At 64.4% G+C, this 23,031-nt stretch carries 19 protein-coding genes; 11 read left to right on the top strand and 8 right to left on the bottom strand.

The features are described from left to right. Positions 1–281: 281 nt before the first annotated feature. The 6 genes from dadA to MJ122_RS21505 all read left to right on the top strand — a co-directional run bounded on the left by dadA (position 282) and on the right by MJ122_RS21505 (position 6,418). Complete coding sequence (dadA, locus tag MJ122_RS21530; RefSeq protein ID WP_239745978.1) at positions 282–1,577, top strand: D-amino acid dehydrogenase; 1,296 nt, start codon at positions 282–284, stop codon at positions 1,575–1,577. Continuing rightward, the gene (locus tag MJ122_RS21525; RefSeq protein ID WP_239745977.1) at positions 1,552–1,905 is read left to right on the top strand and encodes a RidA family protein; all 354 of its coding nucleotides are present in this window, start codon (positions 1,552–1,554) and stop codon (positions 1,903–1,905) included. Before dadA ends, MJ122_RS21525 begins: the two co-directional genes overlap by 26 nt. A 79-nt stretch (positions 1,906–1,984) precedes the next feature. Continuing rightward, the gene (alr, locus tag MJ122_RS21520) at positions 1,985–3,064 is read left to right on the top strand and encodes an alanine racemase (protein WP_239745976.1); all 1,080 of its coding nucleotides are present in this window, start codon (positions 1,985–1,987) and stop codon (positions 3,062–3,064) included. Between the two features lie 163 nt (positions 3,065–3,227). After that, the gene (locus MJ122_RS21515; RefSeq protein ID WP_017520732.1) at positions 3,228–3,776 is read left to right on the top strand and encodes a cupin domain-containing protein; all 549 of its coding nucleotides are present in this window, start codon (positions 3,228–3,230) and stop codon (positions 3,774–3,776) included. A 172-nt stretch (positions 3,777–3,948) separates the two neighbouring features. Next, positions 3,949–4,377: a cytochrome c5 family protein gene (locus tag MJ122_RS21510; RefSeq protein WP_017520733.1), complete on the top strand. Its 429-nt coding sequence runs from the start codon at positions 3,949–3,951 to the stop codon at positions 4,375–4,377. Between the two features lie 199 nt (positions 4,378–4,576). Beyond that, positions 4,577–6,418: an acetyl-CoA hydrolase/transferase C-terminal domain-containing protein gene (locus tag MJ122_RS21505; RefSeq protein ID WP_239746037.1), complete on the top strand. Its 1,842-nt coding sequence runs from the start codon at positions 4,577–4,579 to the stop codon at positions 6,416–6,418. A 129-nt stretch (positions 6,419–6,547) separates the two neighbouring features. Here MJ122_RS21505 and MJ122_RS21500 read toward each other — a convergent pair whose 3' ends face one another. Together MJ122_RS21500 and rep are read right to left on the bottom strand one after the other, a co-directional pair. Then, positions 6,548–7,123 (bottom strand): xanthine phosphoribosyltransferase, encoded by a 576-nt coding sequence (locus MJ122_RS21500; RefSeq protein ID WP_017520735.1) that lies wholly within the window; start codon positions 7,121–7,123, stop codon positions 6,548–6,550. Between the two features lie 287 nt (positions 7,124–7,410). Next, positions 7,411–9,420: a DNA helicase Rep gene (rep, locus tag MJ122_RS21495; RefSeq protein WP_026079235.1), complete on the bottom strand. Its 2,010-nt coding sequence runs from the start codon at positions 9,418–9,420 to the stop codon at positions 7,411–7,413. A gap of 294 nt (positions 9,421–9,714) precedes the next feature. Between rep and MJ122_RS21490 the strand changes: the two genes are divergently transcribed. Beyond that, entirely contained in the window at positions 9,715–11,391 is a 1,677-nt protein-coding gene (locus tag MJ122_RS21490; protein ID WP_239745975.1) for a bifunctional diguanylate cyclase/phosphodiesterase, read from the top strand. On the opposite strand, the gene MJ122_RS21485 is transcribed toward MJ122_RS21490, so the two are convergent. Beyond that, entirely contained in the window at positions 11,384–12,769 is a 1,386-nt protein-coding gene (locus tag MJ122_RS21485; RefSeq protein WP_239745974.1) for a NorM family multidrug efflux MATE transporter, read from the bottom strand. The two genes, MJ122_RS21490 and MJ122_RS21485, sit on opposite strands and share 8 nt — an antisense overlap. A gap of 139 nt (positions 12,770–12,908) precedes the next feature. Between MJ122_RS21485 and MJ122_RS21480 the strand changes: the two genes are divergently transcribed. Next, entirely contained in the window at positions 12,909–13,829 is a 921-nt protein-coding gene (locus MJ122_RS21480) for a LysR substrate-binding domain-containing protein (protein ID WP_239745973.1), read from the top strand. Positions 13,830–13,951: 122 nt separating this feature from the next. On the opposite strand, the gene MJ122_RS21475 is transcribed toward MJ122_RS21480, so the two are convergent. Then, the gene (locus tag MJ122_RS21475) at positions 13,952–14,488 is read right to left on the bottom strand and encodes a fimbrial protein (protein ID WP_239745972.1); all 537 of its coding nucleotides are present in this window, start codon (positions 14,486–14,488) and stop codon (positions 13,952–13,954) included. Positions 14,489–14,958: 470 nt separating this feature from the next. Here MJ122_RS21475 and MJ122_RS21470 point away from each other — a divergent pair, with 470 nt between their 5' ends. Beyond that, complete coding sequence (locus MJ122_RS21470) at positions 14,959–16,011, top strand: haloacid dehalogenase-like hydrolase (protein ID WP_239745971.1); 1,053 nt, start codon at positions 14,959–14,961, stop codon at positions 16,009–16,011. A 136-nt stretch (positions 16,012–16,147) separates the two neighbouring features. On the opposite strand, the gene MJ122_RS21465 is transcribed toward MJ122_RS21470, so the two are convergent. The 3 genes from MJ122_RS21465 to MJ122_RS21455 all read right to left on the bottom strand — a co-directional run bounded on the left by MJ122_RS21465 (position 16,148) and on the right by MJ122_RS21455 (position 20,585). Beyond that, on the bottom strand, positions 16,148–17,290 hold the full coding sequence (locus tag MJ122_RS21465) for a hypothetical protein (protein WP_239745970.1): 1,143 nt from the start codon (positions 17,288–17,290) through the stop codon (positions 16,148–16,150). 959 nt (positions 17,291–18,249) lie between these two features. After that, complete coding sequence (locus MJ122_RS21460) at positions 18,250–19,053, bottom strand: TlpA disulfide reductase family protein (RefSeq protein ID WP_239745969.1); 804 nt, start codon at positions 19,051–19,053, stop codon at positions 18,250–18,252. An 83-nt stretch (positions 19,054–19,136) separates the two neighbouring features. Then, positions 19,137–20,585, bottom strand: a complete 1,449-nt coding sequence (locus MJ122_RS21455) for a PLP-dependent aminotransferase family protein (protein WP_239745968.1) — start codon at positions 20,583–20,585, stop codon at positions 19,137–19,139. A 184-nt stretch (positions 20,586–20,769) separates the two neighbouring features. On the opposite strand from MJ122_RS21455, the gene MJ122_RS21450 reads away from it, so the two are divergent. Continuing rightward, a complete protein-coding gene (locus MJ122_RS21450) occupies positions 20,770–21,000 on the top strand; it encodes a DUF1127 domain-containing protein (protein WP_239745967.1) in 231 nt (76 codons plus the stop codon). Positions 21,001–21,029: 29 nt separating this feature from the next. Continuing rightward, positions 21,030–21,518, top strand: coding sequence for a RidA family protein (locus MJ122_RS21445; protein WP_239745966.1), 489 nt, complete (start codon positions 21,030–21,032; stop codon positions 21,516–21,518). Here the strand turns inward: MJ122_RS21445 and MJ122_RS21440 are convergent. Next, complete coding sequence (locus MJ122_RS21440) at positions 21,515–23,005, bottom strand: YifB family Mg chelatase-like AAA ATPase (protein ID WP_239745965.1); 1,491 nt, start codon at positions 23,003–23,005, stop codon at positions 21,515–21,517. The two genes, MJ122_RS21445 and MJ122_RS21440, sit on opposite strands and share 4 nt — an antisense overlap. Positions 23,006–23,031 lie beyond the last annotated feature (26 nt).

The following is a 23,031-nucleotide window of genomic DNA, read 5'->3' as shown; positions in this document are numbered from 1 at the left end:
GTCGGGAAATGCTCCGGCGCGAGAAGTTCTGGGTAATCCCGTTCTGTTCGCTATTTCCTCTGGTTCTGGTGAAATTTTCGCCAGATCCTCGACCATCCGGTCTCGGGTGAAAATGCGCTGATTCTGGTGGATGTCCCTCCGTGAAAGCGACTTTCGCCAGGAATTTTCGTCAAAACACAGATCGCAATCAGTGAATATCGCTGAGCCTGACTTCCTATACTGCGCGCATCTACGTTCAGAATAAGAAACGTCCGCGCCCTGGCGCGACGTAGGAGGCAAAGATGCGCGTTCTGGTGCTTGGCAGCGGTGTGATCGGTACCGCCAGTGCTTACTATCTCGCCCGTGCCGGCTTCGAAGTGGTCGTCGTCGACCGCCAGCCCGGCCCGGCCCTGGAAACCAGCTTCGCCAACGCCGGGCAGGTCTCCCCTGGCTACGCCTCGCCCTGGGCCGCCCCGGGCATCCCGCTCAAGGCCATGAAATGGCTGATGCAGACCCACGCGCCCCTGGCCATCAAGCTGACCGGCGATCCCAGCCAGTACAGCTGGATGTGGCAGATGCTGCGCAACTGCAACGCCAAGAGCTATGCGGTGAACAAAGAGCGCATGGTGCGCCTGTCCGAGTACAGCCGTGACTGCCTCGACGAATTGCGCGCCGAGACCGGCATCACCTACGAAGGCCGCTCCCTGGGCACCACGCAGCTGTTCCGCACCCAGGCCCAGCTGGACTCCGCCGCCAAGGACATCGCCGTCCTGGAAAGCACCGGCGTTCCCTATGAAGTGCTGGACCGCGCCGGCATCGCCCGTGTCGAGCCGGCCCTGGCCAAGGTCGCCGACAAGCTGGTCGGCGCCCTGCGCCTGCCGAACGACCAGACCGGCGACTGCCAGATGTTCACCACCAAGCTGGCCGAAATGGCCAAGGCTCTGGGCGTGGAATTCCGCTTCGGCCAGGACATCCAGCGCCTGGACTTCGCCGGCGACCGCATCAACGGTGTCTGGGTCGATGGCCAGCTGGTCACCGCCGACCGCTACGTACTGGCGCTGGGCAGCTACTCGCCGCAGATGCTCAAGCCGCTGGGCATCGACGCCCCGGTCTACCCGCTCAAGGGCTACTCGCTGACCGTGCCGATCACCAACCCGGACATGGCGCCGACCTCGACCATCCTCGACGAGACCTACAAGGTCGCGATCACCCGCTTCGACCAGCGCATCCGCGTCGGCGGCATGGCGGAAATCGCCGGCTTCGACCTGTCGCTGAACCCGCGTCGCCGCGCCACCCTGGAAATGATCACCACCGACCTCTACCCGGAAGGCGGCGACGTCAGCCAGGCGGAGTTCTGGACCGGCCTGCGCCCGGCCACCCCGGACGGCACCCCGATCGTCGGCGCCACTCGCTATCGCAACCTGTTCCTCAACACCGGCCACGGTACCCTGGGCTGGACCATGGCTTGCGGCTCGGGCCGCTACCTGGCCGACCTGATGGCCAAGAAACGCCCGCAGATCAGCACCGAAGGCCTGGACATCTCCCGCTACGGTTCCACTTCGGAGGCACAGAATGGCCATCCAGCGCCTGCACACTAATCAGCGCATGAGCCAGGTCGTCATCCACAACGGCACGGCGCACCTCGCCGGCCAGGTGGCGGACGACCTCACCGCCAATGTCGAGCAACAGACCCGTGAAGTCCTTGCCAGCGTCGAGCGTCTGCTCGACGAGGCTGGCACCGACAAGTCGCGGATCCTCTCGGCAACCATCTACCTCAAGGACGTCGCCGCCGACTTCGCCGGCATGAACGGCGTCTGGGACCAGTGGGTCCCGCAGGGCTGCGCCCCGGCCCGCGCCACCGTCCAGGCGGCGCTGTGCTACCCGGAGATCCTCGTCGAGGTCTCCATCGTCGCCGCACTGCCCTGATCGTTTTGCGTGGCCCGGCCGGAGCGCCGGGTTTTTTTCGTCTGTCGTTTCTGTTCCATCACCATAAGAGAGCCTCGCCATGCGTCCCGCCCGTGCCCTGATCGACCTCGCCGCCCTGCGCCACAACTATCGCCTGGCCCGTGAAGTCACCGGCGCCCGAGCGCTGGCGGTGGTCAAGGCTGATGCCTACGGCCATGGTGCGGTGGTCTGCGCTCGTGCACTGGAAGGTGAGGCCGACGGTTTCGCCGTGGCCTGCATCGAGGAAGCGCTGGAACTGCGCGAAGCCGGTATCCGCGCACCGATCCTGCTGCTCGAAGGTTTCTTCGAAGCCAGCGAGCTGGAGCTGATCGACGCCCATGACTTCTGGTGTGTGGTGCATTCGGCCTGGCAGCTGGAGGCCATCGAGCAAGCGCGCCCGAGCAAGCCGCTGACCGTCTGGCTGAAGATGGACTCGGGCATGCACCGCGTTGGCTTCTTCCCGCAGGACTACGCTGCCGCGCTGGCGCGTCTGAAGGCGCTGCCGCACGTAGCCAAGGTCGTGCTGATGAGCCACTTCTCCCGCGCCGACGAGCTGGATTGTCCGCGCACCGAAGAGCAGGTCGCTGCCTTCCAGGCCGTGCGCGAAGCCGAGGGCCAGGGGCATGAGATCAGCCTGCGCAACTCCCCCGGCATCCTCGGCTGGTCCGACGTGCCCAGCGACTGGGTGCGCCCCGGCATCATGCTCTACGGCGCCACCCCCTTCGAACAGGCGCACCCGCTGGCCGATCAGCTGCGTCCGGTGATGACCCTGGAGTCCCAGGTCATCAGCCTCCGCGAACTGCCGGCCGGCGAGCCGGTGGGCTATGGCGCGCGCTTCATCGCCGACCGCCCGGTGCGCGTCGGCGTGGTCGCCATGGGTTACGCCGACGGCTATCCGCGCCACGCGCCGGATGGCACGCCGGTGTTCGTCGACGGCAAGCCCAGCCGCATCATCGGGCGCGTTTCCATGGACATGCTCACGGTGGACCTGACCGACCTGCCGGCTGCCGGCCTGGGCAGCCGCGTCGAGCTCTGGGGCCCGAACGTGCCGGCCAGCGACCTCGCCGCCCGCTGCGGCAGCATCCCCTACCAGCTGTTCTGCAACCTCAAGCGCGTCCCGCGGGTCTATAGCGGCGAATGACGGATACCGCCCGTAAAGTTTGCGCAGGATCGACGGGCGATCTGTTGTAAATACTGAACGGTGTTGCCATGATACGTGGCACTTGGAACCCGCTCGGCTCAAGCCGTTGCGGGTTCTGCCTTTCAGAGCCTGCCTGATCACAAGAATAAGGAGGACCCCACCCTTGGACGTCGGTGCTCGTCTGCAAGCCATCCGTAAAGTCAAAGGTTTGTCCCAGCGCGAACTCGCCAAGCGGGCGGGTGTGACCAACAGCACAATCTCGATGATCGAGAAAAACAGCGTCAGCCCCTCCATCAGCTCGCTGAAGAAAGTGCTGGGTGGTATTCCGATGTCCCTCGTGGAGTTCTTCTCCCTGGACCTGGAACAGAGCAGCAACACTCCGGTGGTCTACAAGGCAGACGAACTCAGCGACCTGTCCAGCGGCTCGATCATCATGAAGCTGATCGGCAAGGATTACCCCAGCCGTGCCATCACCCTGCTCGACGAGACCTACCCGCCGGGCTCCGATACCGGTGACGACATGTACGCCCACGAAGGGGAAGAAACCGGCGTGCTGGTCGAGGGTCGCCTGGAGCTGACCGTTGGCGACGAGACCTACGTCCTCGAGTGTGGCGACAGCTATTATTTCGACAGCACCAAGCCGCACCGCTTCCGCAATCCGTTCGAAGCCCCGGCGCGGCTGATCAGCGCGACCACACCGGCAAATTTTTGAACAGCCGGTAGGACCGGCCAGATCAGCTGCGACCTAATGCCGCAAACGCCGGCCAGGTGGCGCAATTGTTTCGAGCTTCCCGGCTTTGCCGTTATACTTGCGCCCGCTCGCGCGGCCCGAGACTGTGACTGCACCGCGACCGGGCGTGATAAGCCACGATGAGGGTGAAAGGGTGAACCTGATTAGAAAAATCCTGGCAGCCCAAGCTGCCGTACTGGCCCTGTGGGCAGTGAGCGTTCAGGCCGCGACCAATGATGACGCCATTGCCAAGCGTCTCGAACCTGTCGGCAAAGTCTGCGTCCAGGGCAAGGAATGCGAAGGCGTTGGCGCCGTTGCTTCCGCTGGCGGTGGCGGTGCCCCGCGTTCGGGCGAAGAGATTGTCGGCAAGGTCTGCACCAACTGCCACGGCAGCGGCCTGCTGGGCGCGCCGAAAGTCGGCGACAAGGCTGACTGGGGCAAGCGTGCGAAAGAGCAGGGCGGTATCGACGGCCTGCTGGCCAAGGCCATCTCGGGTATCAACGCCATGCCGCCCAAGGGCACCTGCGCTGATTGCTCCGATGACGAGCTGAAAGCTGCGATTCACCACATGTCCGGCCTGTAACAGCCGAGCTGTGCGCAAAAAGCCGCCCAAGGGCGGCTTTTTCATGCCTGCGATTTGTCACCGGGTGAGTCGCGGGAGCAACTTTTGCGTAAAGCCGGTCCAAACTCCTGTCGTCGAACTGACCCAGGAGGGAAGCCCGGTGCAATCCTGCTCGATCGAAACCGCCGTCGAACACCTGCTTGAACGCCTGGATGGGCACATCCGCCTCGGCCTGCCGCTCGGGCTGGGCAAGCCCAACCAGCTGGCCAATGCCTTGTACCGGCACATCCGCGAGAACCCGCGTCGGCAGCTGACCCTCTACACCGCACTGTCGCTGGGGCGTCCGCAGGCCGGCGGCGAGCTGCAGCGACGCTTCCTCGAGCCTTTCGTCGAGCGCATCTACGGCGACTATCCCGAGCTGGACTACCTGCACGACCTGCGCAGCGGCAGCCTGCCGGAGAACATCCGCGTCGAGGAGTTCTACCTGCAACCCGGCAGCCTGCTCGACAGCGACCCGGCGCAGCAGAACTACATCAGCTGCAACTACAGCCACGTGGCGCGCGACATCAATGCCAAGGGCGTCAATGCCGTCGCCCAGCTGGTGGCCCGTGATCCGGCCCGGCCGGGCAAGCTCAGCCTGGCCTGCAACCCGGACATCACCCTCGACCTGCTGCCGATGCTGCAGCGCCGCCGCGCAGCGGGGGAAACCATCGTTACCATTGGCGTCGTCCACGACCGCTTGCCCTACATGCCTGGCGATGCCGAGGTGGACGAGGACGTCTTCGACCTGCTCGTGGACGCGCCGGGCGACAACAGCACGCTGTTCTCCACGCCAAACCTGCCGGTGGGTCTTCAGGACCATTGCATCGGTCTGCATGCCAGCGCCCTGGTACGTGACGGCGGGACCCTGCAGGTCGGCATCGGCTCCATGGGCGACGCCCTGACCTCTGCTCTGCTCACCCGCCAGCGCGACAACGACGGCTACCGCGCGCTGCTCGACAGCCTTGATTCCACGGATCGCCACGCCCAGCTGATCGAGCGCGATGGGGGGCTCGCGGCCTTCGAGCAGGGCCTCTACGGCTGCAGCGAAATGTTCGTTCCTGGCCTGCTGGCGCTGGCCGAGGCGGGGGTCTTGAGCCGGCGGGTCGCGGCGCGGCCCGGCGCGTCGCCCACCGAGCCGGGCGTCTGGCTGCATGGTGGCTTTTTCCTCGGCCCAGAGGCCTTCTACCGGCGCCTGCGCGAGATGTCGCGCGAGGAACTGGCCGGCATCGGCATGACGGGCATCGGCTTCGTCAACAACCTCTACCGCGACGAAGAGCTCAAGCGCGAACAGCGCCGCGACGCACGCTTCATCAACAGCGCCTTCACCGTCACTCTGCTGGGCGCGGGCGTGGCCGACCAGTTGGAAGATGGCCGGGTGCTCAGCGGCGTCGGCGGGCAGTACAACTTCGTTGCCCAGGCCCACGAGCTGGAAGGCGGGCGCTCGATCCTGATGTTGCGCAGCTGGCGCGAGTCCGAGGGCGAGCTGAGCTCCAACATCGTCTGGAGCTACGGTCACACCACCATCCCCCGGCACCTGCGCGACATGGTGGTGACCGAATACGGTGTCGCCGACCTGCGCGGCAAGAACGACGCCGAGGTGATCGCCGCGATGCTGGCCATCGCCGACTCGCGCTTCCAGGACGAACTGATCACCCAGGCCCGGCAGGCTGGCAAGCTGCCAAAGACTTTCGAACTGGACCAGCGTTACCGCAACAACACCCCGGAGCGCCTGCACGAGGCGACTCGCGGGCTGCGTCAGCTGCTGCCGGAATTCCCTCTGGGTTGCGACTTTACCGATGAGGAGTGCGACCTGCTGCGGGCGCTGGGCTGGCTGAAGAGCAAGCTGCGCCTGAGCGAGATTCTCGAACTGGGCAGGGCGACCCTGGATGCGCCGGCACCGGCGGCTTTCCCCGCACACCTGGAACGCATGGGATTGGCAGAGCCGGACGGGCTGCGTGAAGAGCTTTACCAGCGGCTGGTGCTGGCCGGCCTCAAGGCCAGCGCCGAGAGGAGCCTATAGGGCGCAAAACGCGCCAGCCTTATCCGCCGTGTAACAGCGGGCAGGTTATGCGCCCTACATAAAGCCAGCGACACAGGCATGAAAAAAGGCGGGCCCTGTCGGCGCCCGCCTTTTTCGTGGAGCGGTGGATCAGTCTTCGAGGAACTCGACCTGACCGCCCGCCAGTGATTTCACGCGAGCCAGGGATTCCACGCGGTAGCCTTCGCTCTCCAGCAGGGCGCGGCCTTCCTGGAAGGACTTCTCGATGACGATGCCCAGGCCGGCGACGCTGGCGCCTGCCTGCTGGATCAGGTCGATCAGCGCCTTGGCCGCATGGCCGTTGGCGAGGAAGTCGTCCACCACCAGCACGTGGTCAGCGGCGGTAAGGTGCTTGGCGGAGATGGCGATGGTGCTTTCGGTCTGCTTGGTGAAGGAGAAGACCTTGGAGATCAGCAGGTCGTTCTTCAGCGTCAGCGACTGGAACTTGCGGGCGAAGATCACCGGGATGCCCAGCTCGAGGCCGGCCATGACCGCCGGGGCAATGCCCGAGGCCTCGATGGTGACGATCTTGGTGATGCCCTGGTTCTTGAAGCGTTCGGCGAACTCGTGGCCGATCAACTTCATCAGCGCCGGGTCGATCTGGTGGTTGAGGAAGGCGTCTACCTTGAGGACCTGTTCGGAAAGAACGATGCCTTCGCTGCGAATTTTGTCTTTGAGAGTGTTCACGGGGGGTGCTTCCGAAAGCGGCTGTCGCTGATGAAGCGCGTAATTCTACAACGCCGGTGGCCATCTGCGCGACGTTCCGACCAATGCAATTGCTGATCGAATGGACAGTTTTTCGATGGGCGGGAAGGCATGCATCGACCTAGGAGCGGATTCCTCCGCGATCCGGCCGGCAGGCCGGTGGCCGCCGGGTGACAATCGCGGACGGAATCCGCTCCTACGCGCCAGCCAACCATGGGCGTAGGACGAATCACCCGGAACGGGTTATCCGCCGCAATAAAAACTCTGGCTCAGCGCTTGAGCAACGCCCGAATATCCGCCAGCGCCGAGTTGCCCTTGGCCACCTTGACTTCCTGCGGGGCGTCTTCCAGGCCTTCCCAGACCAGGTCCTCGGGGGGCAGCTCGTCGAGGAAGCGGCTGGGCGAGCAGTCGATGATCTCGCCGTACTGCTTGCGCTTGGCGGCGAAGGTCATGGCCAGGTTCTTCTTCGCCCGGGTGATGCCCACATAGGCCAGGCGCCGCTCCTCCTCGATGGTGTCGGCCTCGATGCTGGAGCGGTGCGGGAGGATTTCTTCCTCCACACCGAGAATGAACACGTAGGGGAATTCCAGGCCCTTTGAAGCGTGCAGGGTCATCATCTGCACGCCGTCGGCGCCTTCCTCCTCTTCCTGCTGGCGCTCGAGCATGTCGCGCAGGACCAGCTTGGCGATGGCCTGCTCGATGGTCATGTCGCCTTCTTCGTCGCGCTCCAGGGTGTTCTTCAGCGCATCGATGAGGAACCAGACGTTGCCCATGCGGAAGTCGGCGATCTTGTCGCTGGACGCGTTCTGCCGCAGCCAGTTCTCGTAGTCGATGTCCATCACCATGCTGCGCAGCGCGCCGATCGGGTCGCTGCCGGCGCACTGCTCGCGGACCTTGTCGATGAAGCGCTTGAAGCGCTGCAGGCGCTCGATGTAGCGGGCGTCCAGGTGCTCGGACAGGCCCAGCTCGCCGGAAGCGTTGAACATCGAACAGCCACGCTCGGTGGCGTAGTTGCCGAGCTTCTCCAGCGTGGTGGAGCCGATTTCCCGGCGCGGCACGTTGATCACGCGGAGGAAGGCGTTGTCATCGTCCGGGTTTACCAGCAGGCGGAAGTAGGACATCAGGTCCTTCACTTCCTGGCGTCCGAAGAAGCTGGTGCCGCCTGACAGGTGATAGGGAATCTGGTGGTGCTGAAGTTTCAGCTCGATCAGCTTCGCCTGATAGTTGCCTCGGTAGAGGATGGCGAATTCGCTGTAGGGCCGCTGGGTCTTCAGGTGGATGGTGAGGATTTCCATCGCCACCCGCTCGGCCTCGGCCTCTTCGTTCCGGCAACGGATCACCCGGATCGGATCGCCTTCACCCATCTCGCTCCACAGCTGCTTCTCGAACACGTGGGGGTTGTTGGCGATGAGGATGTTGGCGCATTTGAGGATGCGGCTGGTGGAGCGGTAGTTCTGCTCCAGCATCACCACCTTCAGGGAGGGGAAGTCCTCCTTGAGCTGCATCAGGTTTTCCGGGCGTGCGCCGCGCCAGGCGTAGATCGACTGGTCGTCGTCGCCCACCACGGTGAAGTGTGCGCGTTGCTGCACCAGCATCTTCACCAGCAGGTACTGGCTGGCGTTGGTGTCCTGGTATTCGTCCACCAGCATGTAGCGCACGCGGTTGCGCCACTTGTCGAGGATCTCCGGGTGCTCCTGGAACAGCTTTACCGGCTGCAGGATGAGGTCGTCGAAATCCACCGCGTTGTATGCCTTGAGCGTGCGCTGGTAATGCAGGTAGACCATCGCGGCGGTCTGTTCCTTGGGATTGCGCGCCTTTTCCAGCGCCTCCTCCGGAAGGATCAGGTCGTTCTTCCAGCCGCCGATCAGGCCCTTGATCTCGTCCAGACCGTCGTCGCCGGAATATTCCTTCTGCATGATGTCGGTCATCAGCGCCTTCACATCGCTCTCGTCGAAGATCGAGAAGCCGGGCTTGTAGCCCAGGGCCGCGTGTTCCTTGCGGATGATGTTCAGGCCCAGGTTGTGGAAGGTGGAGACGGTCAGGCCCTTGCCCTCGCCTGGGCGCAGCAGGGTGCTGACGCGCTCCTTCATCTCGCGGGCGGCCTTGTTGGTGAAGGTCACGGCGACGATGTACTGGGCGCGGATACCGCACTGCTGCACCAGGTAGGCGATCTTGCGGGTGATCACGCTGGTCTTGCCGGAGCCGGCGCCGGCCAGCACCAGGAGCGGGCCGCCGACGTAGTTCACGGCCTCTTGCTGCCGGGGATTGAGTCGGGACATGAAGGGCGGGGGTCTGTAGTGGAGCGGGCGCGTATTCTAGCAGGCCGTGCCGGGCGTCGGGGTGCCGCTCGGAATAGCGGCGATCTGTGACAGGATCGTGCTTATGTGTTTTGGATAAATCTGTACATGTATTAGGCTTGTGACAGCAATACTTGAAGAAAACTCTTAAGAGTTTCTCTGAAGTCTCGTCTACATCCGTGGGATGTCCGGATGGCGTCGCTTCAAAACCGGGAGAAGCGGGCGCAGGGATGGTGCCTGGAGTTTCTCCCCTTTCTCGAGATACATGGGGGTCGCTTGGCAGCGTCGGTCGAACCAGCGCGCCTGCTCCTGCTGGCGGAAGCGCCGCAGTGGGCCCAGCTACTGCGCGGGCATCTGGCCGCGTTGGGACAGGGCTATTCGCTGATCACGGCCCCGTCCTGGCAGGCCGCCAGCAGCCTGTTCGACGAAGATCAGGTCGGCCTGGTGCTCGCCACGCCCGGCAAATTGCCGTCCTCCCATCAATGCCACCTGCCGCTGGTCCTGCTGCTGGAGCGCGAGCCCGCGCAGGAGCCGGTCGGCGTCGCCGACTACCTGGTGGCCGAATCCCTCAGCGTCGAAGTCCTGCGCCGCACCCTGCGCTACGTGCGTGAACGCACCTCGCTGCAGAACACCTTGCAGAGTCTGGCCGAACAGGACCCGCTGACCGGCATCGCCAACCGCCAGGGCTTCCAGACCCTGCTCGCCGCCCGCTTGAGCGAGAGCGAAGGGCGCGGCCTGGCGCTGGGCCATCTGGACCTGGACAACTTCCGCCATGTCAACGACGCCCTCGGCCACCAGGCCGGCGACCGCTTGATCCTGCAGGTGGTGGCGCGCCTGAAGGCACACCTGGACAACGGCGACGACATTGCCCGCCTGGGCAGCGACGAGTTCGCCCTGCTGCTGGACACCCGCCGCGACCCGGCGCGGGTGGAGAAGATCGCCGAACTGATCGTCGAGTCCCTGGGCGAACCTTACTGGGTCGAAGGCGAAAGCCTGCTGCTGGGCTGCAGCCTGGGCATGGCCCAGGCCCGCGCCGGCGAAGCCGCCGACCCCCTGCTGTGGCACGCGCACATCGCCATGCAGCAGGCCAAGTCGCGCCAGGGCTGCACCTTCCACGTCTTCGACGAACGCATCAACCGTGGCGCCCGCAGCCTCGCCGACCTGGAAAGCGAACTGCGTCGGGCGCTGCGCCGCGACGAGCTGGAGCTGCACTACCAGCCTCGCCTGGACCTGCACAGCGGGCAGATCGTCGGCCTCGAAGCCCTGGTGCGCTGGCGCCATCCCGAGCGCGGCCTGCTGACGCCGGGCGACTTCGTGCCGCTGGCCGAGGAAAGCGGGCTGATCGTGCCGCTGGGCTACTGGGTCATCTCCCGCGCCCTGCGCGACATGCAGTGGCTGCGCGGGCGCGGCCTGCCGCCGTTGCACATGGCGGTGAACCTGTCGTTCCGCCAGTTCCAGGACAGCCAGCTGCTGCCGACCCTCGAACGTCTGATCCGCGAGCGCGGCGTCGACGCCCAGTGGCTGGAATTCGAACTCACCGAAACCGCCGTGATGCGCCGCAGCGACCAGGTCCAGCAGACCATGCAGGCCCTCGGGCGCCTGGGCGTGCGCTTTTCGCTGGACGATTTCGGCACCGGTTTTTCGTCCTTCGTGCACCTGAGCAGCCTGCCCATCACCCTGCTGAAGATCGACAAGAGCTTCGTCGGCAGCATGCACGAGCGCCCGGAAAACCTGCAGCTGGTGAAGGCCATGATCAACCTGGCGCACAACCTGAACCTGGAAGTGGTCGCCGAGGGCGTCGAAACCATTGCCCAGCAGGACGAGCTGCGCCAGTTCGGTTGCGACCAGGTGCAGGGCTACTGGATCAGCCGCCCGCTGCCGCTCGCGGAGCTGGCGCGCTTCCTGGTGTTCGGCGCCAACCGCGCGCTGCGCCTGCAGGACTCGATCAGCTAGCGACCAGCGCCCCAGCAGGGGTGCGCGGACGCAACAGACGCGAGGTTTTCGCTTCGAAGGCCAATGTCAGTCCGATGGCCGCGCAAGCCAGGCCCGATGCCAATCCCCACCACACGCCACTCGGCCCCCAGCCCAGCGGGAAGGTCAGCAGCAGCGCCATCGGCACGCCCACCAGCCAGTAGCCGGCCAGCCCGACGAGGAAGGTGGTGCGCGCATCCTTGAGGCCGCGGATCGCGCCCATGGCGATGCACTGGGTGCCGTCGAACAGCTCGAACCACGCGGCGATGGCCAACAGGCTGACGGCCAGTTGCACCACTTCGTGGTTGGCCGGGTCGTTGTGGTCGATGAACAGGCCTATCACCAGCTCCGGCGCGAGCCAGAACAGCGCGGCGAAGGCGAACATGCAACTGGCGCCGAAGCCGATGCCCAGCCTCCCGGCGCGGCGCGCCTCGACCAGCCGGCCGGCGCCGTAGTGCTGGCCGATGCGGAAGGTCACCGCGTAGGAAATCCCCATGGGCACCATGAAGGCCACGTACACCGACTGGATGGCGATCTGGTGCGCCGCCAGCGCCGTGCTGCCGATCACGCCCATGCACAGGGTCGCCACGGTGAACATGCCCGACTCCACCGCATAGGTGCCGCCGATGGAAATGCCCAGGCGCAGGGATTCGCCGATCACCTTGAAGTCCGGCTTCGACAGGCCGGCCAACAGCGGATACCGCGCATACGCCCGGTGCCAGCGCAGGTACAGCGCGAAGATCACCGGCAGCGCATTCATTACCACCGCGGTGACCATGCCGATTCCCGCCAGCCCCAGGCGCGGCAGGCCGAACAGCCCCTCGATGAAGGCATAGTTGAGCGCGAAGTTGGCCAGCGCGCCAATCAGGCTGATGGCCATGACCGGGCCGGGCCGCTCGATGGCGCTGGTGAAGCCGCGCAGCACCATGAAGGTCATGTAGCCGGGCAGGGCGAAGACGATGCTGTGCAGAAAACTCATGGTGCCGGCGACCGTCTCCGGCGCCTGACCGAAGGTGGTCAGGATCGGCCCGAGGTTCCACAGCAGCAGGCCCGCGAGCAGCGCCAGCGCGCCGCCGATCCACAGGCCGGCTTGCGTCGCTTCCACCACGCCGCGCGCGTCCTTCGCACCATGCCGGATCGCCACCAGGTTGCCGGTGGCCGCCACCACGCCGACGCAGAAGGTCGACACCAGCGCATAGGTCGACGCGCCCAGCCCGCCGGCGGCCAGCGCCTCGCGGCCGAGTTTGCCCATCATCACGGTGTCAGTGAACACCATGGCCACGTAGGCCAGTTGCGCGGCGATCAGCGGACCGGCGAGGCGAAGGATGGCGGCAAGTTCGTCGCGATACGGGCGTTTCATGAGTCAGGCTCAGCTAGCGGCAGTCGCCGCATGGATGGGGAGCTGCCCATTCTCCGGCCGCCATGGATGCGGGCACAAAAGGAAAAATGCGATGCCATCCATGAGTCATACTCATGCATAGAGTCCCCCGGAGCCCATCATGAACCGCCAGCTGCCGCCTCTTTATGCCCTGCGTGCCTTCGAGGCGGCTGCCCGGCATGCATCCTTCACTCGCGCCGCCGAGGAGCTGGCGATCACGCAGAGCGCGGTGAGCCGGCACATCAAGACTCTGGAAGAACACTTCGCCTGCCGGCTGTTCCAGCGTCGGGGCCGCCAGTTGGAGCTGACCGAAACGGCGCGGATGCTCCTGCCCGGCCTGCGCGATGGCTTCGATGCGCTGGAGCGCGCCTGTGCCAGCCTGCGCGCCGAGGAGGGCGTGCTGCGCCTGAAAGCGCCCTCGACCCTGACCATGCGTTGGCTGCTGGCGCGGCTGAGCAAGTTCCGCATGCAGCACAGCGATATCGAGGTGCAACTGACCAGCGCCTGGATGGATGTGGACCGCGTGGACTTCGTCCATGAGCCCTTCGATTGCGCGGTGCTGCTCAGCTCCGGTCACTTCCCGCCGGACTGGGAAGCCACCCTGCTGTTTCCCGAATGGCTGATTCCCGTTGGTGCGCCGAAGCTGCTGGCGGATGGTCCCTGGGATGCCGAGCGGTTGGCAGGCGCCGAGCTGCTGCATCCCACACCCGACCGCCGTGACTGGCGGCGCTGGCTGCAACGCATGGGCCTGGGGGAACAGGTCTCGCTCAAGGGCGGGCAGGTGTTCGACACGCTGGAGCTGGGCATAGTCGCGGCGACCCGTGGCTACGGGGTCTCCATCGGCGACCTGGTGATGGTCGCCGAGGATGCCAACCAGGGCCGCCTGGCCTTGCCCTGGCCCAGCGCGGTGGCCAGCGGCGAAAGTTACTACCTGGTCTGGCCCCGTGCGCGCCGGTATCAGGCGCGGTTGCGGCGGTTGCGGGATTTCCTTCAGGCGGAGATGCAGGCTATGGAGTTGCCGGAGGTTGAATGGATCGAGTAGAGAGGCGAGGTTATATGCAGTCAAATTCCAATAGCACGCGTCGATTAACGGTAAGGTGGCGGAGCCGCCTCGCCGTTAATCAATATCACTAGGGGCTATTCGGACTCAGCAATAGCGGCTATTCAGTAAGATACCGTGATGGCGGCGGTTACATCGACTGCCCCGCCGGTAACTGGAACCGTTTTAGCGAGGTAGCGGAAAGAGTAATAAAGGTTTTCGCTATCAGGACCGCCAGTCAGCGTCTGCCCGGCGTCGGAGTTCAAATTAATGGGAGAGCCTTGGCTATCCAGAACCTGAACTTGGACGTTACTTCCGTCGGTTACGTCGTTGATTAAGGCTCCAGTCGCTGAATCGACTGCACTACCGTGTTTTTCCCAGCGAACGACTGTGCCCGCGGGGCATCCACTCATATAGAAAGTAGTGCTATTTTCCCCGGCGGTGCTTCCGGCTGCTGTCAACGCGTTGGCGCTGACTGTCGGAAGAGGGAAGCCGAACTCCGTGTTTCCGTCAAATCTTGCTCCGCTGATTGTGCATGTCTCGCCGGTGATGCTTCCGTAAAGGCGGATCTTTGTATAACCGCGATTTTCCTTCGGTGCGTCTTCTGCGTAGGCCGTTGCGGCCAGGGAAGTCAGTATGATGGCGATGAGTGTTCTATTCATTTGTTTCGTCCAAATATAGGATAAGGTGACTTAGATGGATGCCAGTCATTTTATATAAATGACACTGAGCTAATTTGATAATCAGGTCGGCTTGGTGAGGTTAGCTAGTGCAAGAGATAGTGGTAAGCAGCTAAGCTTGCCGCACCCTGAGAGAATGGTCCGTATTCATTGTGAATAAATTCATCGAAATGCACAGATAATTGAATTTTCCGATGGTTTATTTCCACTATTGTTATTCGCCATTCGAGGGGGCGGCACAATTTGCCATTGCGAAGTGTTTCAAGGCAGGTGTCGTGGGAGGTGACTTCTGCGCCGCTGACAGGCATGTATTGGCGTGGACAGGCTGGTAGGGGTCGGCATCAGTCGTCTGGCTGACATACAGCTTTGCTAGCGTTTGAATCTGGACTAGTCCAGGGCGGACGGCTGCTGTGCCATCCGTCACCTACCAGAACGCCATTTCGAGGAACCTTATGAAGCCCATGCGCACCTTGCTCGCCGGCCTGATCCTGGCCGGGCTCGCCAGCACCACCTTCGCCGCGACTGAACTCAAGCATTGGCCCGCACCGGCCGCCAAGCAGCTCGACGCCCTGATTGCCGCCAACGCCAACAAGGGGGCCTTCGCCGTCTTCGACATGGACAACACCAGCTATCGCTACGACCTCGAGGAATCGCTGCTGCCCTTCCTCGAGATGAAAGGCGTGCTGACCCGCGAGAAGCTCGACCCCTCGCTCAAGCTCATCCCCTTCAAGGACGTCAACGGCCACAAGGAAAGCCTCAACAGTTACTACTACCGCCTCTGCGAGCTCGACGACCTGGTCTGCTACCCGTGGGTCGCCCAGGTGTTCTCCGGCTTCACCCTCAAGGAGCTCAAGGGCTACGTCGACGAGCTGATGGCCTACGGCAAGCCAGTGCCCAGCACCTACTACGAAGGCGACACGGTCAAGACCATCGAGATCAATCCGCCCAAGGTCTTCACCGGCCAGACCGAGCTGTACAACAAGCTGATGGAGAACGGCATCGAGGTCTATGTGATGACCGCCGCCCATGAGGAACTGGTGCGCATGGTCGCCAGCGATCCCAAGTACGGCTACAACGTGAAGCCCGAGAACGTCATTGGCGTCACCACGCTGCTCAAGGACCGCCAGAGCGGTGCCCTGACCACCGCCCGCAAGCAGATCGCCGAAGGCAAGTACGATCCCAAGGCCAACGAGGGCCTGGAAATCACTCCCTACCTCTGGACTCCGGCAACCTGGATGGCTGGCAAACAGGCGGCGATCCTCACCTACATCGACCAGTGGAAAAAGCCCATCCTGGTCGGCGGCGACACTCCCAGCAGCGACGGCTACATGCTGTTCAACGGCACTGCCGAGAACGGCGTGCACCTGTGGATCAACCGCAAGGCCAAGTACATGGACCAGCTCAACGGCATGATCAAGAAGAACGCCGAAGCCCAGGCCAAGCTCGGCCAGCCGGTTACCGCGGACAAGAATTGGGTGATCGTCACCCCCGAAGATATCCAGTAATTCACAAGCTCTCGGCTCGCCGTTCTGGCCGCGTTGCGGCTATCACGGAAACAGAAACGCCCGACAGTTGAAGCCGGGCGTTTTATCGGGCAGCGCAGGGGTATCCGGCGAGACATGCCGGGTCCCTATTGCGACATCAGACCAGGGCCGTTTCCTGATGCAGCGGAATGATGAGGTCCAGGGCGCCCGTGTAATGCAGCGGCTGATACTCGCTGGCGCTAGCCTGGCTCTCAACGTTCAGGGTGCGGTCGGAAGCCAGTTCGACGAACTGTTGACCAATCTGCAGCAGGTCAGACACCTTCAGCGTGGCGACCTTCTGCGCGTTGTGTACGAGCATGCCGATGTCATTCTGAGCTGCGGTGCCGGTATTGTCGGCAGCGAAGAGCGATAGCCCGGCAAGGCTGAACTTGCTCTGTGCGCCCTGACCCTGTGCTTCCACGCCGGTCTTGCTGGCAAAGGAGAGACTATCCGCGCTGAATAAAGCATCGAACAGAGCGGCACCGCTCCTGGTGCCGTTCTGGGTGGCCAGACCCAGGTCGGTCTCGCCGGTTGCGCCGCCCTTGTTCGCATCGAGACTCGAGCTGGTCACTACATCAACGGCCTTGTCCAGGCCGTCGATCACCTTGACGCCCACGTCGTTCTTGATGGCCGCGCCGTCCTTGTCTGCATCGAGAGTCGAAATGCTCACGACATCAACGGCCTTGTCCAGGCCGTCGATCACCTTGACGCCCACGTCGTTCTTGATGGCCGCGCCGTCCTTGTCTGCATCGAGAGTCGAAATGCTCACGACATCAACGGACTTGTCCGGACCGTCGATCACCTTGACGCCCACTTCGTTCTTGATGGCCGCGCCGTCCTTGTCTGCATCGAGAGTCGAAATGCTCACGACATCAACGGCCTTGTCCAGGCCGTCGCTCACCTTGACGCCCACGTCGTTCTTGATGGCTGCGCCGTCCTTGTTTGCATCGAGAGTCGAAATGCTCACGACATCAACGGACTTGTTCGGGCCATCGAGCACCTTGACGCCCACGTCGCTCTTGATTGTCGCGCCGTCCTTGCTTGCGGCGAAAATCGAATGGGTCGCCACATCAACGACCTTGCCCAGGCTGTCCTGTGCCTTCACCGCCACGGCTACCTGCGCGGAGCCGGTGGTTTTGTCCAGCGTGCTGCCAATGGCAACTTCAGTTGTCTGGGTGGCTATGTTCAGAGAGAAGTTCAGCTTGGCCGAGCCGATGACCGGCGTTTTATTTCCAAAGCCGAATATATTCAACAGTGCCATTTTGGAGCCCCTTTCAGATGGGTCTTAAAATGCCGCTTTGCCAGGGATTGGTGGTGCGGCAGGTCTTTAATGGAGTGGATTCTTTAGGAATCATAATGAGTGACCTCCGTCTTTGGGGGCTGCTATCAGGGAATAGAAATTTCCTAACCGAATCGCATCAATTTCGATTGCATGCTGGTCTTCAGTTCGGACAGGACGCCTGCGTACCGGGTTGCAGGCGATATTCGCATCGCATCTTTTTAGGTGTATTGAAGTTATTCGGACGAAACTTCTGAGCCGTCAAATAGGTGGTTCAACTCTACTCGTCGTGTTTTCAAGCATGTTCCGGCGGCGGCTTCTTGAGCGTACAAGGAGCTACAGAATGGACGGCAAACTTCCCGACCGACGACGGCCTGATGTCCGCCGCCGGCGGCGCGCCCTGCTGATCGAGTGGCAGGCGTGGTTCGTTGCCCGTGATCTGGGCAGGCTGCTCAGTCGGCAGGTTCCCGTCAGATCATCGGTCAGTTCGACAGCGACCAGCGCCGCCACGAACACCTGGTCGGCATGCAGGACGCGGAGCGGCTGATCAGCGAAAGCGTCCCGCATACGCTGTTGATCGGCTGCTACCACTGGAAACCGCAACCTGTGGCAGTGATTGATTCACGGCGTAATGCCGGTGCTGCGCGAGTCACTTAACCATGACCTGAGTCTGCTGCTGCGGTGCGTGGAGCGACGGCTGGGCAGTCGCTGTCGGTGCTGGTCTGGCAAGGCAAAGCTGAGGGGGCGCCTGATGGAAGACAGCCCCCACACTCGACCCTGGGCAGTGGCGCCACCTGGACGTAGGGCGTACAACCGTTCGCGGCTGTCCGCCGATACACGTAACTCCATGGCCGTGACTTGTCCAAATCCGGAGTGCCCCCTAGATCAAGGTCAATCGGCATATAACGCAGAGAGTCATAGGCCCTGCGGGAGTGATTGGGTCAATTCTTGAGCTGGCCCAGCCCATACTCCAGGCTGGCGGCGGAGAGTTCGCCCATCTGGCTGTGCTTCAGGCGCCCCTGGGCGTCGTAGAACAGCGTGGTGGGCATGCCGTAGGAACCGGTGAGCTGGCCCAGGCGGTTGCCGCTGTCGAGCAGCACCGCCGCCTCGCTCAGGCCCTGGTCGCGCAGGAAGCGCTGCACGGCCTCGGCGTTCTCGCCCTGGTTGACCAGCAGGAAGCGCACATCGCTGCGCTCTTTCTGCGCCGCTTCCAGCACCGGCATCTCGCGCCGGCACGGCGGGCACCAGGTGGCCCAGAGGTTCACCACCATGGGCCGGCCATCCAGCGCGCGCAGGTCTACGGCGGCGCCGCGCAGGTCCATCACCGTGAGTTCGGGCAGCTGCTGGCTGCGGTCCAGCGCCGAGGTCACGGCCTTGCCGCCGCCCCACAGGCATACGCCGACCACGGCCGCGACGGCCAGCGGGCGGCGCAGTTCCGCCCTGCGCCAGGCCAGCAGCGCGCCGATCAATGCCGCGGCGATCACGCCTGGCAGCGCGAGAAAGCCGCCATCGCGGATATCCACGATGCTCAACGGCGTCACCGCATACTGCTCGAAGTAGCGTGCGACGAAGGCCAGCCGTGCCACCAGCAGGCCGCCGAACAACATGGCGAACAGCGCGCCTTCGGGATTGGCGCCGCGCTTGCGCCCGGCCAGCCAGCCGGCCAGCAGGGCGCCGAAGAATCCGAGGTAGAGCAGCACGTGGGGCAGGGGAAGGGCCAGCGGGCCGAGGGTGAGACTGGTCAAAGCGGAGGCCTGGCAAAAAGGAAACCAAGGTACAGCAGGGCGCTGCCACGCGGCAGCGCCGGGCTGTGGATAAATGTTTCGCCTCAGGCCGGCAGCGGCTCCTCGGCGTGCTCGTGCAACTCGGCAGTCAGCCGCGTGGCACAGGCGCCGACCTTGCGTACGGCTGCCTCGATCACCGGCAGGTCGCGGTTGGAGTAGTTCAGCCGGATGCAATTGGGATACTTGCCCGAGGCGGAAAAGATGTTGCCCGCTGCCACTTGCACATTGTCCCGCCGCAATTCCTGGTTCAGGCGCACGCTGTCGAACTGCGGGTGCAGCTCGACCCAGAGCATGAAACCGCCGCGCGGCCGGCTGACGAGGCTGCCAGCAGGGAAGGACTGGCCGACCCACTCGGTCATCAGGTCGCGGTGGCGCTGGTACTGTGCGCGCATGCGGCGGATATGCGGCTCGTAGTGGCCGCCGCCGACGAACTCGGCCAGGGCCATCTGCGGCTGCGGCGCGCAGGTGCCGCTGGCGATGTACTTGAAGTGAAGGATGCGGTCCAGGTACCGCCCCGGTACCACCCAGCCGGTGCGCAGGCCGGGCGCCACGGTCTTGGAGAAGGAGCTGGCCAGCAGCACGCGGTCGTCGGTGTCGAAGGACTTGATGCTGCGCGGGCGCGGGTAGGCGTAGGCCAGTTCGCCATACACATCGTCTTCGAGGATCGGCACGTCGTAGCGCGCCGCCAGGGTCAGCAGCGCGCGCTTGCGCGCGTCGGGCATGATGTAGCCCAGCGGGTTGTTGCAGTTGGGGGTGAGCAGGATCAGCTTCACCGGCCACTGTTCCATGGCCAGCTCCAGTGCTTCCAGGCTGATGCCATTGGTGGGGTCGGTGGGGATTTCCAGTGCTTTGAGGCCATACGCCTTGAGCGCCTGCATGGCGCCGTGGAAGCTCGGCGAGTCGATGGCGATGATGTCCCCCGGCTCGCAGATGGCGCGCAGGGTGATCGCCAAGGCTTCCTGGCAGCCGGTGGTGATGACGATCTCGCTGGGCGGCACCTGGCAGCCGGAGTCCAGCATCAGCCGGGCGATCTGCTCGCGCAGCGGCAGCGAGCCCTGGATGCCTTCGTAGCCGAGGCTCTGTAGATCGGTGCGCCGCGCCGCGTGAACCATCGCCCGCTGTAGTGGCTTGAGCGACGGGCTGGCAATGTCCGGCGTGCCACGCCCGAGCTGGACGAAATCGCCGCCCGGCGCGCGACGTACCTGCTCCAGCACCTGGTCCCACTGCGACACGTCCACCGGCCGCTGCGCCGGTCGGGTCATCGCCGGCATCGGCGGCAGCTCGCGGCGTTCGGGCACGAAGTAGCCGGATTTGGGGCGCGGCTCAACCAGTCCGGAGTCCTCCAGCACGCGGTAGGCCTGTTGCACGGTGCTGATGCTGACGCCGTGCTCCTCGCTCAGGGCGCGCACCGAGGGCAGGCGGTCGCCGGGGCGGTAGAGGCCCTGCTCGATGCGTTCGCCCAGGGTGGTGGCCAGCTGCGCATAGCGTTTCATGACAGATCTCCCGTGCCGGGGTGCTTTGGCTGGATACAGTACAGATCGAGAAAAAATATGCCATTCAGAAGGTTTTCGCCGCTTTCTGTATGGAAAAAATCTCGCATTGTTGAATCTGTAATGATTTTCCTCGATTCGCCACTCTAGTTCCACGTCCGGAGCAACCGACTGGAGGAGTGACGACATGAGCGGCCTGAGCGATGTGCGGCTGACCCTTTACCAACAGGAATTGCTGGAAATCCCCGGCGCCCGAATGGCCTCGTGCGGCCCGCAGGAGAGTCGCTGGCAACAGTTCTGGCGCCGCGTGCGCACCCGCAAGCAACTGCTGGAACTGTCCGACGTGCAACTGCGCGACATCGGCATCAGCCGCGAGCAGGCGAAGCTGGAAGCGATGCGACCGTTCTGGCGCTGCTGATCAGCAACGGTTACTTCAGGGGAGTTCCCATGAGCGAGACGCGCACTGCAGCGTTTGAACGGGTCGCCGCTGAACTTGGCTACGACTTCAGCGGTGAAATGAAGATTGGCGGCAACTACGTGCCTTTCCTCATCGAAGGCAACCAGGTGCACCTCAGTGGGCAGATTCCACGGGTGGGTGATGAGGTCGTCGTCACCGGCCGCGCGGGCAGCGAGGTGTCGCTGACCGACGCCCGGCGGGCTGCCGAGCTCTGCGTGATGCGGGCGCTGGCGCTGCTGCGTCAGGCGCTGGGCGATCTTGACCGTGTGCGCAAGGTGCTCCAGCTCAATGTCTTCGTGCAGTCGGCGGAGCACTTCACGCAGCAGAGCGAGGTGGCCGACGGCGCTTCGGCGGTGCTGTATGAGGTGCTGGGTGCGGCAGGCGTGCACACACGCACTTCGGTTGGCGTCTACCAGTTGCCGAAGAATGCCACGGTCGAGCTGAATCTCCTCGCCGTCGCAGAGGACCTGCCGAACTAGTGCCCCGCGCGGTACTGCAGCGCTTCGGCCAGATGCGGACGGCCGATGCCGTCCGCCTGCTGCAGGTCGGCGAGGGTGCGCGCCACCTTGAGAATCCGGTGCAGCGCGCGAAGTGACAGGTTCAGGCGCTCGCCGGCCTTTTCCAGCCATGCCTGGTCTTCCGAGCTTAATGCACAATATTGGTGCATCTTTTTCAGGGTGAGGTAGGCGTTCGCGCAACCTTGCCGGGCGAGTTGACGCTGGCGCGCGGCGGCGACCTGCGCGGCCAGCTCAGCGCTGCTGGTGCTCGGGCCGCTGGGGGCGAGGCTGGTGCTCTCGCGGCTGACGGTCAGGTGCAGGTCGATGCGGTCCAGCAGCGGCCCGGAGAGCTTGGCCCGGTAGCGCTGGACCTGCTCCGGCGAGCAACGGCAACGACCACTGGGGTCGCCAAGATAGCCGCAGGGGCAGGGGTTCATCGCCGCCACCAGCTGGAAGCGCGCCGGGAAGCGGACGCGGCCATTGGCGCGGGCGATGACGATTTCGCCGCCTTCGAGGGGCTCGCGCAGCACCTCCAATACCTTCCTGTCGAACTCCGGCAGTTCATCGAGGAACAGCACGCCCTCATGTGCCAGGGTGATTTCCCCTGGCTGCGGGCGGCTGCCACCTCCGACCAGTGCCGGCGCGGACGCAGTGTGGTGTGGCTGGCGGAAAGGGCGCTGCGGCCAGTGGGTCAGCGGCCCGCGCCCGGCGACTGAGTGGATGGCCGCGACCTGTAGCGCCTCGTCTTCGTCCAGCGGCGGCATCAGGCCGGGCAGGCGGCTGGCGAGCAGTGTCTTGCCAGTTCCGGGAGGGCCGCTGAACAACAGGTTGTGCGCGCCGGCGGCGGCGACCAGCAGGGCGCGCTTGGCGGCCGCCTGGCCCTGGACTTCCGACAGGTCGGGGTAGGGCGGCGTCACCCGCATCAAGCCATTCGCCTCGTAGGGACGCAGGCGCTCCTGGCCGCTGAAGTGCGCGGCCAGCTCCAGCAGGTGGCCGACGGCGTAGACGGTCAGGCCACTGGCGAGGCTGGCTTCCTCGGCGTTTTCCTTCGGTACCACCAGCGCGCGCCCGGCGGCGCGAGCGGCCAGGGCGGCTGGCAACACACCGGGTACCGGCCGCAGCGTTCCGGAGAGCGCCAGTTCGCCCAGGCATTCCAGCTCCTCGAGCCCGGCAGCATCGGCCAGTTGGCCGCTGGCAGCGAGGATGCCCAGGGCGATGGCCAGATCGAAGCGCCCGCCGTCCTTCGGCAGGTCCGCCGGGGCGAGGTTGAGCGTGATGCGTCGGTTGGGAAAGTCGAAGCCGGCATTGAGCAGGGCACTGCGGACGCGGTCCTTGCTTTCCTTCACCGCGCCTTCGGGCAGGCCGACCAGGGTCAGTGACGGCAGGCCGTTGGCGAGGTGCGCCTCGACGGTGACGCCGGGCGCTTCCACGCCGACCTGGGCGCGGCTATGGACGATGGCGAGGGACATGGATCACTCCTGGATCCCGTGCCGCC

Origin of the sequence: Pseudomonas sp. DP-17 (assembly GCF_022380625.1) — a bacterium.
Lineage (GTDB): Bacteria > Pseudomonadota > Gammaproteobacteria > Pseudomonadales > Pseudomonadaceae > Pseudomonas > Pseudomonas nitroreducens_A.
The sequence above is the reverse complement of the archived record's forward strand: the minus strand, read 5'-3'. Positions and strand labels throughout refer to the sequence as shown.

Excerpts from the sequence above, each read along its gene's own strand:
- MJ122_RS21455 (WP_239745968.1), bottom strand. The coding sequence starts at position 20,585 with ATGAAACGCTATGCGCAGCTGGCCACCACCCTGGGCGAACGCATCGAG.
- alr (WP_239745976.1), top strand. The coding sequence starts at position 1,985 with ATGCGTCCCGCCCGTGCCCTGATCGACCTCGCCGCCCTGCGCCACAAC.
- MJ122_RS21440 (WP_239745965.1), bottom strand. The coding sequence starts at position 23,005 with ATGTCCCTCGCCATCGTCCATAGCCGCGCCCAGGTCGGCGTGGAAGCG.
- MJ122_RS21470 (WP_239745971.1), top strand. The coding sequence starts at position 14,959 with ATGAAGCCCATGCGCACCTTGCTCGCCGGCCTGATCCTGGCCGGGCTC.
- MJ122_RS21450 (WP_239745967.1), top strand. The coding sequence starts at position 20,770 with ATGAGCGGCCTGAGCGATGTGCGGCTGACCCTTTACCAACAGGAATTG.
- rep (WP_026079235.1), bottom strand. The coding sequence starts at position 9,420 with ATGTCCCGACTCAATCCCCGGCAGCAAGAGGCCGTGAACTACGTCGGC.
- MJ122_RS21480 (WP_239745973.1), top strand. The coding sequence starts at position 12,909 with ATGAACCGCCAGCTGCCGCCTCTTTATGCCCTGCGTGCCTTCGAGGCG.
- dadA (WP_239745978.1), top strand. The coding sequence starts at position 282 with ATGCGCGTTCTGGTGCTTGGCAGCGGTGTGATCGGTACCGCCAGTGCT.
- MJ122_RS21465 (WP_239745970.1), bottom strand. The coding sequence starts at position 17,290 with ATGGCACTGTTGAATATATTCGGCTTTGGAAATAAAACGCCGGTCATC.
- MJ122_RS21445 (WP_239745966.1), top strand. The coding sequence starts at position 21,030 with ATGAGCGAGACGCGCACTGCAGCGTTTGAACGGGTCGCCGCTGAACTT.
- MJ122_RS21475 (WP_239745972.1), bottom strand. The coding sequence starts at position 14,488 with ATGAATAGAACACTCATCGCCATCATACTGACTTCCCTGGCCGCAACG.
- MJ122_RS21525 (WP_239745977.1), top strand. The coding sequence starts at position 1,552 with ATGGCCATCCAGCGCCTGCACACTAATCAGCGCATGAGCCAGGTCGTC.
- MJ122_RS21485 (WP_239745974.1), bottom strand. The coding sequence starts at position 12,769 with ATGAAACGCCCGTATCGCGACGAACTTGCCGCCATCCTTCGCCTCGCC.